Below are 11419 nucleotides of genomic sequence, written 5' to 3' on the forward strand. Positions count from 1 at the left end.
TGTATGAAACAGTTCAAACAACGTATCGTACATTTCCTTCTTTTATTCTATCTTTTCTCTTCCTATCTGGGAGCAACACACATTCACCATGATGTACTTGCATCCCATCATGACTGTAAAATATGTATTATTGTCAAAAACCTTCATAACGGAGATATACCCGATCCTACTACCCTGCCTGCCATAGACAATACTTATTATCAAAAGATCTCACTGCATCGATCCCTTTTTGCTTACGAACTACGTAAAGGTTTCGATGCCCACGCTCCTCCTCTGTTTTCCTAAATACCCCCTAAATCCATATTCACTATCACCATAGCTATGCCTATTTGACTCAAATGGCTAAACAGGCCGGCATGACATTATGTCGTATAATATAAGGAAAATACTGATGACAAAGAAAATCATACTGTTGTCCATGGCTGCTTCCGTCAGCCTTTTCGCACAAAGCGAACTCGAAGAGGTAAAAGCACTCCTGGCACAACAGATCAAAACAACACAGGCACTTCAAAAACGTGTTGCTGAGCTTGAAAAGAAACAGCAGCATACAGCAACACATGCTGCAACAAAAAGCAAAACCGTGAAGCACCATAAGCACCAACCCAAGCCGATTGAAGAGGAAGGCACTTACACCACAGCAGAAGACACTATGCCATCTGAACAGCATACACAGACATTCGATCAAAAATCTTTTTTGCCGGACATAGCCCTCATACTCGACGGTTCAGCAGTAGGCCGAAATGTAGACAACAGTACTTACGAGACACAATATATCCCGGGATTCAGCACCTATAATGCCGCAAACCCGAATGAAATACCGTTCAATAAAGACAGAGGATTCAATTTCAACTATGCTGAGATCAGTATGCACTCTACCGTAGGTCCCTACTTTGATGCCGATGCCATTTTCCATCTCCAACCAGATGAATTCGAGATTGAAGAAGCATACATTACCAGCCGAAGTATGCCCTATGGGCTTCGTGCCAAACTGGGTAAATTCAGAAGTGAGTTCGGGCGTATCAACGCTATCCATCAGCATGCATGGAAATTTACCTCTCAACCGCTTGTCTTCAATGCACTTTTCGGTTCTGAAGGCATCAATGATGCAGGCGTACAGCTCCAATGGGTATTGCCGACCGATACCTATGTGATGGCCGGAATTGAAGCAATGCAGGGCAGCAATGATGTAAGCTTTGGAGATACCGAGAAGAACAACCTTTATATCGGCTACCTGAAAAGCAGTTTTGACATAGGTGATACAAGCACTCTCCTTGCCGGTGCTTCCATTTTGCATGGCAAGAATGAACAGGGTCTCAATACAGATGTCTACGGTGCCGACCTGACAGCGCTTGTGGCACTAAGCAGTTACAGTTCTCTTACCTGGCAGTCCGAACTGCTTTACAGAAACAAAACAACTGACATCGGCAAAGAAAAACAGGCGGGGTACTATACGCAACTTACCTACAAATACAACCAGAACTGGCAGGGAGGAGTACGTTATGACTCACTGTATAAAAACCTCGATTCTCAACCTGATGATCTCGACCGTTTTTCCGCAGTCCTTCAATATTCACCATTTGAATTCACCAAATTCAGGCTTGAATACTCGTATGACCGATCAAAAGCATTTGGAGATCTTGCCGACCAACGCAAGAACATCTCTCAGATACTTTTAGATTTCACTATTGAAGCAGGCGCACATGGCGCACACGCATTTTAGGAGGCAACCATGAAAAAAATACTTTTATTCACACTGATCTGTTCCGCATCGCTCTTTGCACGCATGAATGTCGTAGCAAGCTATCCCTACCTTGGAAAGATCGTCAAAGCTGTGGGAAGAGAGAATGTCAAGGTCAAAGTACTGGCTTCGGCAAAATTCGATCCGCACTTTGTCATCCCCAAACCTTCACTCATTCCTGCCATTGCCCGTGCCGATATGCTTGTGGCTAACGGAGCAGGACTTGAAATAGGCTGGCTGCCTCCACTGCTCAAGCGGGCCAACAATCCCAAAGTGCGCATAGGGGCAAAAGGTTTTGTCGATGTCAGCCGTGCCATTCATCTCATAGACAAGCCCAAAGCGGTATCACGCGCCTATGGCGATGTGCACCCGGAAGGAAACCCGCATTTCGATACCGACCCGCACAATGTACTGCCGATTGCACACTATATTGTCAAAAAACTGTCACAACTCGATGAAGCGCATGCTTCCGAGTATGCCCAAAACTTCTCACGATTCAGTGCACACTGGAAAACTTACCTGAGAACATTTGACAGTCAAATGAGACGCTGTAAAGGCAAAAAGGTGGTACAGTATCATGAACTCTACAATTACCTGCTAAAGCGTTTTGGTATTAAAGCTGTCGCTGCCATCGAACCACTGCCGGGGATCGCCCCAAGTTCCAGACATACAATGGAGCTGATCTCAAAAATGCGAAAACAGCATATCGGAACCATTCTGCAAGACCCTTACCATGAAAAGAAAACAGCCAAATTCATCGCAGCCAAAACAGGTGCAAAAGTCATCATTCTACCGCACGATGTCGGTGCCGTAAGCGGTACAGGTACACTTGAAAGTTTCTATAACACTATTGCGAAAAGATTATGTCACTGATCGCACTGCTGTGGCCGGCCTTTGTGCTGGCGATCCTTCTGGTCTTCATCCATGCGATCTTCGGTTTAGAGATCATTAAACGCGGGGTGATCTTTACCGACCTTGCCATCGGCCAATTTGCTGCCATCGGTGTCGCGCTGAGCCTGCTCTTCTTTGACGGGCATTATGCCTTTGTGCTGACATTGGTCTTTGCACTCATCGGCGCTTTGCTTATATCCATAGCAACGTACCGGGTCAAACATATTGAAGCCTTTATAGGAATGCTCTATGCGCTGGGTGCCAGTGCCATTATTGTCCTGCTTTCCAATACCTCCCAGGGAACAGAGCTTTTTAATAAACTTCAGGCAGCCGATATTTTGTTTACATCTCCATCAGACCTGTGGGAACCATTACTGCTCTATACTGGTATCGCCATACTCTTTTTTCTTGTCCATAAAAAACTCTCCGGTATCAGCAAAGAATTGTTTTTCTTTGGTCTTTTGGCTTTAACTGTAACTTCCTCTGTGCAGCTTGCAGGGGTTCTGGTGGTTTTTGTACTGCTTATCGTTCCTGCATTTCTTGCTCTTTTGCAAAGCAGGTTTCCTGCTCTTGTGTTTGCATGGGTTGCCGGTTCGGCCATTATTATACTCTCTATGGTCGTATCCTACCTCTATGATCTTCCCACAGGATACACGATCGTATTTATCGCTTCGCTTACAGGTATTTTGAATGCTTTGATATTTTAATTAAGAAGGAAAAATTACCGTTTGGGGAATATATTTTACTATTATAAAACGATCCATGCTTTATTCCAACGAAAGCCGTTGGAATAAATGAAAGGTCAGCGGTGAAGCCTTTCAAGTACTTTTTGCAGCTTTGACTTGGCGCTGTAAAGGAAGAGGGTACTTTTTCCTGACAGCTTTCCGTCTTCGGACATTGGCACATTCAGAAAATCTTTGATCGCCTGGATCAAGTCATGGGTATTTGTCATTTCCTGAAGTGATTTTTCATGATATTGGGCACTTTTCCCATTATCAGCTTTTTCAAAGTGACGGATCCTTTTAAGCTTTCCTTCCTGTTCATGCAGTACCACTTCGTAGTCTTTCATTGTTTGTACCGCATCTTTAATATGCGCATCAATTTTGTCCATTTCATCTTTGCAGGTTCCCTTGAGAGAAGCATATTCTTCAGCTTTCTGCAATTCTTCTTTGGCAAACTGTAAATTGCTGCCTGCTTTCAGACTGATACGGATCGTGTAGATCAACCACATGACAAAAAGAACCACTACCAGCACGATAGGTCCTCCCAGCAAGGCATCATTCTCCCGTCCAATGAACGAACCGTACCATCCGAGTACTTTATCAATGATTTCACGGGAGGGGACTTTCGTTACATCAAGTGTCACCCCTACTTTCTCCGTGGCTACATAAATCATACCTGCCGCCGTCACGGCACCGCCGAGAAGTGCCAGCAAAAAGCCTGTGAACTTCCCGCTTGAAACATCGCTGATATGTACAGGCTGTACTTCTTCTTTCGTTTCAAAAACAACGACCTCTTTATCTTCATCCTCATCGGGTTCCCGGAAGCCAAGTTCTTCCAAAAGTGCTTCACTCTCATCCATTCCCCCGGATTTCAGAGCCTGTTTTGCCGCTTCAAAATCCTGCAGGTCATCCGAGAGCAGCATCTTGCATGCATCCATCTGCGCCTCTGCATCATGAACGATGTGTTTTGCCTTTTTGATCAGCAGTACAGCAGCATCCTGCTTGTTCAGATTGGCGATCTGGGTCTCCAGGTCTTCTTCGGATTTTTCAGCTTCTTTGGATGATTCTGATGCTTCATCTTCTTCACTTGCTTCAACTTCTTCTTCAGCTTCCGCCGCCTCTTCTGTTCCTGTCTGCTCTTCTGTTTCAGGTTCAGCCGCTTCATCTTTTTCTTCAGAGGCAGCAGAGCCTTCCGTCTCTACTGCCTCTTTTTCGCTCTCAGGCATTTCATCCGTTTCTTCCGGCTGATGTTTTTCCTCAAGTACTTCGCTTTTTACTTCAAGCTCTTCATTCTGTTCTTTTCTCTCACTCATCTATACTCCTCTTGCAAAGTGTGTTACTGCCATCTTCTTCACCAGTCAGCAGTAATCTCTCTTTATTTTAGCAAAAAAAGATACCAAAAGGTTAATCTATATCAATTTTTTACCACACTTGGATATAATCTGTTAAAAAAATATCCTGTCAAATGCGGGATACATGGGATTTATATGGGTATTTTAGTCGCACTGCTGGTTCTTTCCGTCCTGATCTTCTTTCACGAACTCGGACACTTCACCGCCGCACGTTTTTTCGGTGTACAGATCGATGTTTTCAGTATTGGATTCGGCAAACGTATCTGGACAAAAAAGATCGGAAAAACGGAGTGGAGCCTCTCTGCCATTCCCCTTGGCGGATATGTCAAAATGAAAGGACAGGACGATACAGACCCGACCAAGATCAGCTATGACAGGGACAGTTACAATACCAAAAAACCCTGGCAGCGTATCGTCATACTGCTTGCCGGCCCTTTCGCGAATTTCCTCATGGCTTTTCTGCTCTATCTTGCCATTGCCTACATGGGAGTTCCCAAACTGCTTGCCTATGTGGGTCAGGTAACGAAAGACACTCCGGCCTACCAGGCCGGGCTGAAAAAGGAAGATAAGATCCTCCAGATCAACGGAGTCAATATCAAATACTGGGAGGAGATCGGCAAACAGATCAATGCTTCCAAAGGAAAGATCACTCTGGTCATCGAACGCAACAGACATTTGAAAACACTTTTGCTTACGCCCAAAGTAATCGATGACAAAAACCTTTTTGGAGAAAAGATTACCCGGAGGATCATCGGTATTTCACCATTGGCAAAACAGACCACTGTCCATTACGGACTGCTTGAAGGCTTTCAATATGCCTGGGAAGAAACAGTAAAGTCAAGTACACTCATTTTTAAAAGTGTTCAGAAACTGCTTACCGGTGCAGTTAGTCCAGACAAACTCGGCGGCATCATTACTATCGTTGATGTCACCGCACAAGCAAGCCATGCCGGCATACTGGCGCTCTTTTTCTTTACTGCCCTCATTTCAGTGAATCTTGGCGTACTGAACCTACTTCCCATTCCGGCACTCGACGGCGGGCACATCATGTTCAACCTGTATGAAATGCTCCGAGGAAAAGCACCGAGTGAAAAGGTAATGTATAACATGACTCTCGTCGGCTGGGCCATTCTTCTGGGACTGATGCTGCTCGGAATCTACAACGATATCAATCGGCTGATGGGATAGTGTTTTACCTTGCAAAACATAAAGAGTTAAGAGTTATGGTATGCTTTCTTTACTTTAATAGAAAGCTTTTTTAAAAACCGTGTAGGGTGCGGTACCCCTACAGCACCAAAAAAGGATGACAATGATACTGGACAAAGAACACTTAAGAAAAAACCTTGATGAAATCATCTGGAACATAGAAGAAGCACGCATCGCTGTCAGCGAACACCATATCGTACAGCTTGTTGCAATAGGAAAATACACCGAAGTGGAAAATATTGCTACCCTCTATGAACTGGGGCAGAGAGCTTTTGGAGAAAACCAGGTACAGCAGCTCAAAGAACGTATGCATACATTTGAAGAACTGCCGCTCGAGTGGCATATGATCGGACATTTGCAAAAAAACAAGATCAATAATCTCATTGACCTGCATCCGGTACTGATGCAGTCACTTGACTCTCTTTCCCTCGCCGAAGAACTCAACAAGAAACTTGGGGCCAAAGAGACAAAGATGAACTGCCTTCTCCAGATCAACTCTGCCAGGGAAGAGACCAAGTCCGGCGTCACACCTGAAGAAGCCCGGGATATTTACCTGCAGATCAAAGAGAACTGCCCCAACATCACACTCAAAGGTGTCATGACAATCGGCGCACATACAGAGGATACCCCAACCATACAAAAAAGCTTTGAAAGTACATACACTATCTTTGAAACCCTGAAAAAGGAGGGAGCTTCTGTCTGTTCCATGGGAATGAGCGGGGATTATACACTGGCGATAAAATGCGGATCAAACCTGGTAAGAATAGGGTCGGCACTGTTTAAATAACAGCAGGGTATTTTTGGGATCAGCGCGTTACGATGCTTCTTTTATCTGACATTTTTCACAAATACCGTATAGATTTACCTGACGCTGCTTAAGCTTAAAATGCTTTTCTTCGCTAAGCTGATGAAAGATCACATCTGTCTGATCAAGGCACATTTTATCCTCAACCGTACCGCACTCTGTACAGATAAAATGCATATGATCTGCTTTTGCAAGTTCATATTTGGACTTTTTGCCGGCAATAGGCACTTCGGTCAAAATGGCATTCTCCTGCATCAAAATAATATTTTTATAAATCGTTGCCAAAGAAAGCGAAGGGTGTACTTTTGTCACTTCTTCATAAATATCTTCGACTGACATATGCCCATGTTTCTCTATGACTTCAAGGATATTAACGCGCTGAAAAGTCGCTTTCAGTCCGTTCTCTTTCAGCAGTACTGCGAAATCTCTCATTTTTTTCCTTCATGGGGGCCTCTGATAATAGGCGATACCCCCTTATGTATTCTATGAATTGATACGTTAGCTCCGTACCTCGGTAAAAAGGGAGGGAGAAGAATGTGAAATACGGAACTAGCGTATCAATTCAAACTATTCCAGGTGCGAGCACCTGGAATGCTTATTACAGCTCGTCAGCGTGTTTTTCAAGGTACTCGGCAACACCTTCAGCATCTGCTTTCATACCTTCATCACCTGCCTGCCAGCCTGCAGGACATACTTCACCATGCTCGTTGGTAAAGAGCATTGCGTCTACCATTCTAAGCATCTCATCTTCATTCCTGCCAAGCGGAAGATCGTTGATGACCGCATGTCTGATCGTTCCGTCAGCATCGATCAGGAAAGAACCTCTCAGGGCAACTGCTTCGTCAAGAAGTACGTCATAATCTCTTGAGATCTGCTTCGTAAGGTCTGCAACCAGAGGGAAGTTGATACGGCCGATACCGCCTTCCGCTACCGGAGTCTCTCTCCAGGCAAAGTGTGAGAACTGGCTGTCTACAGAAACACCGATGACGTTGATCCCTCTTTTTTTGAATTCATCTGCTCTGTGAGAGAACGCAATGATCTCTGACGGACATACAAAGGTAAAATCAAGCGGATAGAAGAAAAGAACGGCACCTTTTTCACCAAGGTTTTCCATCAGGTTGAAGTCTTCTACGATCTGACCATCTGCAAGTACAGCTGTTGCTGTAAAATCCGGAGCTTTTTTTGTTACTAACATATTTTTTCCTTAAAAGATAATATTTATTACATGAGAATTCTATCAGATTTTCTTTAACCTATTATTAACCGAAGAGATAAATGGGATAAAAATTATCTTATTTTAGTTTTTGTTTCGGAAGGGGGCATGTTTTTGGTGCCGTCGGGGGGACAGCACCCTACACCGAAATTCGCAGGGCGCGTAATGCCTATCGGAAATACCCTTGGAGTGACGCACCTTTTTTATTATGCAAACGGCAATAACCCAAATTTTTTAATAAACGTTTCATCAATGTCGATAATACCCTTCTCCTGCAAGTTCTCCAAAACAGACTGGGTACAGAAAGTGTCACCCGGCCATTCTCTTTCGAAACCGTCTACTTCACTTTTATTGGTCGCGTCGATGGCAATGATGGATTTCAGTTTCACGTCGCGCTGCGCATCGATATTGTTAACCACGCGCCAAATGAGCATGTAGGGATCATTCAGGTCATTGTTCGCCTCGTCCACGACAACAAGCACTTTGATATGCGCGTTGAGTACCCGCAGTTTTTTCATCAGTTTGAGCTGGGAACGTTCTTTCCTTACGGCAATGACACAGACCGGGTTCTTCGTATGGGTCATATACTGTTTGAGCCCGACCACGGAAGCGTCTATCTCCTGTATCGTCGAGAGCAGTACTTCATCGCTCAAAAGCTCCTGTACCCCCTCTTCCACTTCGTCACCTGTAGCATCGACCCCCAGTTTTCCACCTACGAACTGCTCACTTGAGGAGTGGTCGAGGTGGTCCACGATCCCCTGTGTGATCAGAATTTTCTCTTTGCTGAGCCTGTTCAAAATATGTTCCGTCAACGCTTCCGCATCTTCAAGTTCAGGGGCATCCTCCCCCACAAACAGCGCATGTTTGACGAAACTCATCTGCCCCACGCCCCAGAAGGCATGCATGAACTGCTGGGCATGCCCTTTGTACATCACTTTCATTTTGGCCAGTATCAGGTTGTGGAATACCCCGTTCTCCGGCATGTTGTAGTCAATGAGATCGGGCGCCATCGGTTTGAGCATCGGCAGAAAAACCCTCTCCGTCGCCCAGCCCATATATTTGTCTTCCAGAGGCGGTTTGCCTACGACCGTTGCAGCGAATACCGGCGCTTTTTTCATCGTGATCGTCTCCACTTCCATCACAGGGAAAGGCTCTTTGAGCGTGTAGTACCCCGTGTGGTCTCCGAACGGCCCTTCTGTCTCCATTTTTTCCGGATCGACGAAACCTTCAATGACAATATCCACATCTCTTGGAATGTAAATGTCGTTGGTAATGGACTTGACCAGCTGCACGTTCTTGTTGCGTACAAAACCGTACAGCAGCATTTCGAACATACCGTGTGGCATCGGCGCCTGTCCGCACCAGATGTAAAGCGGGTCCCCGCCTATGGCCACAGTGACAGGCATTTTCTTCCCGGCTTTCTGGTACTGGTCAAAAAAGTGCGATGCATCTTTATGGATCTGCCAGTGCATACCGAGACGATGTTTGTCATACTGCTGCAGGCGGTACATACCGAGGTTCTGCATCTGCCCGTCAAGGCTCTGGGTATAGACCTGTCCCATCGTAATGAACGGCCCGCCGTCCTCTTCCCATGTTTTCAAAATGGGCAGTCTGTCCAGATCGACCTCTTCTTTGGGAAGGACCACTTCCTGACATTCCCCCCTGAACTTCAAACGCTTCGGAAATACATTCTTAAGAGAAAAAAGCTTGGGGATCATCGCCAGTTTGGCTTTGAGTGTCTTGGGCGGTTTGAGCTTGAGCAGCTCTTCGATCCCCTCCGCCACATCATCGGGATGTTTTCCAAAGATCTTTTCCGTCAGTGCCTTGTTCGCAAAGATATTCATCAGTACGGGCATATCGTACTTGATGCCCTTGGCTTTGTTGACCGGTTTGGTAAAAAGAATCGGCCTGGAGTCCTCTTTTTTCACCTCGATGTAGGCAACATGGGGGATCTCCAGTTCCACATCGAGCGGTTCGTCTATTACCCTTAAATTACCGTTGTCTTTGAGCCATTGTACGACATCCTGCATAGTTCTACCTTCTTGTCAAATTGAAAAGATTATAGCAAAAAAGGGCTGTTTTGTTACATATCCAAAGGGCTTGCCACCCTACCCTTGTTCATTTCTGCCACCACATGAGTATAGATCATCGTGGTTTCTACCGATTTGTGACCCAAAAGTTCCTGTATGCTTCTCAAGTCAATACCACTTTGCAAAAGATGTGTGGCATAGCTATGCCTGAAAATATGTGATGTCACGCGTTTATGCACTTGTGCTTTCATGGCTGCCTGCTTGATGTTTCTTCCTAACGTTTTTTCATGCACATGATGCCGTCTTATCACTTCACTTCTCGGGTCTCTGGCAACATTTTTCATAGGAAACAAGAACTGCCATTTGGTTTCAAATTTCGCATTGGGGTATTTACGCTCCAACGCATAAGGCATATAGACAGTTCCGTATCCGTCTGCAACATCTTTTTTGTGAACTCCTTCAACATACTGCACTTGAGCTTTTAAACGCTGCTTTATAGCCTGTGGTAATGGAACGGTTCTGTCTTTCAAACTCTTGCTGTCCCAGATATAGACCTTGTCGAATCCAAAGTCTATATCTTTAATGCGTATATTAAGAGCCTCACTCATGCGTAATCCACAACCGTACATCAAGTACACAATGAGCTGATAAGTTCCGGTAAGATTATCTATGACTTTTTTGACTTCATCTTTGGTAAGCACCTGTGGTATGTGTTTTCGCTCTTGCGCTCTAAGCGCCTGGATATTCCACTCTCTCATATCTATGCCAAGTACTTCTTTATAAAGAAACAACAGTGCAGAAAAAGCTTGATTTTGTGTGGTGGGAGAAACTTTTCTCTCTACAGCGAGATGTGTTAAAAAAGCCTCTATCTCAGGTTTTGCCATTTCTATGGGATGTTTTTTGTTGTGGTAAAAGATGTAGTGTTTTATCCAACTAACGTATGATTTTTCGGTTTTTATACTATAGTGTTTAAAGCGTATCTTGTCACGAACAATATCTAATAACTTTTTCTTCACTTCCATAATCCACTCCTTCATAGCAGGACATATGTTCTACTATTGTCTAATATAGACAAATAGTGGAACAAAATGTCCAAATATTGGCGTATATCCGACAAAAAGGACATAAGCAATTTTTATGATTATATGATTTTCGAGAAAAAACCATCAAAAATCTTTCACATTGACATATTTTTATAAATAGAAAGACATTTTTGATATACTACTAATATGAAAAGAAGGGAATAGCAGGACAAAGTGTTCCCCTAATAAATAGTTGCACGCACCCGCGGAACGGGAGCGTGCAACGGGCGCGCTGATCACTGAACGTGATCCCCTCTGCCATTCGTTGGTCTCCGCTCCGCTACGTCCAACAAATGACAGGATACACACATCAAGTCTGCTACCAGAATACCCTACGGTTATTCTGATATCATACTGAATGGCGATCAGCGCGCCCGTTA

At 44.6% G+C, this 11419-nt stretch carries 12 protein-coding genes; 6 read left to right on the forward strand and 6 right to left on the reverse strand.

From position 1 onward, the window contains the following. The first annotated feature begins 3 nt into the window (after positions 1-3). The 4 genes from F8L24_RS07670 (at position 4) to F8L24_RS07685 (ending at position 3336) form a co-directional block, all read left to right on the forward strand. Positions 4-285: a hypothetical protein gene (locus tag F8L24_RS07670; protein WP_294954064.1), complete on the forward strand. Its 282-nt coding sequence runs from the start codon at positions 4-6 to the stop codon at positions 283-285. Between the two features lie 106 nt (positions 286-391). Further along, a complete protein-coding gene (locus F8L24_RS07675; RefSeq protein ID WP_294954067.1) occupies positions 392-1720 on the forward strand; it encodes a hypothetical protein in 1329 nt (442 codons plus the stop codon). Between the two features lie 9 nt (positions 1721-1729). Next, positions 1730-2611 carry a metal ABC transporter substrate-binding protein gene (locus F8L24_RS07680; protein ID WP_294954070.1) on the forward strand — a complete coding sequence of 294 codons (882 nt, stop codon included), beginning with the start codon at positions 1730-1732 and terminating at the stop codon, positions 2609-2611. Then, positions 2602-3336: a metal ABC transporter permease gene (locus F8L24_RS07685; RefSeq protein WP_294954072.1), complete on the forward strand. Its 735-nt coding sequence runs from the start codon at positions 2602-2604 to the stop codon at positions 3334-3336. Before F8L24_RS07680 ends, F8L24_RS07685 begins: the two co-directional genes overlap by 10 nt. Positions 3337-3431: 95 nt before the next feature. Here the strand turns inward: F8L24_RS07685 and F8L24_RS07690 are convergent, their stop codons facing one another. Beyond that, positions 3432-4664 carry a hypothetical protein gene (locus F8L24_RS07690; RefSeq protein ID WP_294954075.1) on the reverse strand — a complete coding sequence of 411 codons (1233 nt, stop codon included), beginning with the start codon at positions 4662-4664 and terminating at the stop codon, positions 3432-3434. A gap of 174 nt (positions 4665-4838) precedes the next feature. Here F8L24_RS07690 and rseP point away from each other — a divergent pair, with 174 nt between their 5' ends. Both rseP and F8L24_RS07700 read left to right on the forward strand, forming a co-directional pair. Then, positions 4839-5891 (forward strand): RIP metalloprotease RseP, encoded by a 1053-nt coding sequence (gene rseP, locus F8L24_RS07695; RefSeq protein ID WP_294954078.1) that lies wholly within the window; start codon positions 4839-4841, stop codon positions 5889-5891. Between the two features lie 121 nt (positions 5892-6012). Then, complete coding sequence (locus F8L24_RS07700; protein WP_294954081.1) at positions 6013-6696, forward strand: YggS family pyridoxal phosphate-dependent enzyme; 684 nt, start codon at positions 6013-6015, stop codon at positions 6694-6696. A 27-nt stretch (positions 6697-6723) separates the two neighbouring features. Here F8L24_RS07700 and F8L24_RS07705 read toward each other — a convergent pair whose 3' ends face one another. The 5 genes from F8L24_RS07705 to F8L24_RS07725 form a co-directional block, all read right to left on the reverse strand. After that, complete coding sequence (locus tag F8L24_RS07705; protein WP_294954085.1) at positions 6724-7146, reverse strand: transcriptional repressor; 423 nt, start codon at positions 7144-7146, stop codon at positions 6724-6726. A gap of 166 nt (positions 7147-7312) precedes the next feature. Beyond that, entirely contained in the window at positions 7313-7909 is a 597-nt protein-coding gene (locus F8L24_RS07710; RefSeq protein ID WP_294954088.1) for a peroxiredoxin, read from the reverse strand. Positions 7910-8133: 224 nt separating this feature from the next. Next, complete coding sequence (locus F8L24_RS07715) at positions 8134-9957, reverse strand: menaquinone biosynthesis decarboxylase (protein WP_294954091.1); 1824 nt, start codon at positions 9955-9957, stop codon at positions 8134-8136. Positions 9958-10010: 53 nt separating this feature from the next. Next, positions 10011-10979, reverse strand: a complete 969-nt coding sequence (locus tag F8L24_RS07720; RefSeq protein ID WP_294954094.1) for an integron integrase — start codon at positions 10977-10979, stop codon at positions 10011-10013. Between the two features lie 171 nt (positions 10980-11150). Continuing rightward, a partial coding sequence (locus tag F8L24_RS07725) for a hypothetical protein (RefSeq protein ID WP_294954097.1) occupies positions 11151-11419 on the reverse strand: 269 nt, incomplete at its 5' end.

Origin of the sequence: Sulfurovum sp., from assembly GCF_015493435.1 — a bacterium.
Classification (GTDB): Bacteria; Campylobacterota; Campylobacteria; order Campylobacterales; family Sulfurovaceae; genus Sulfurovum.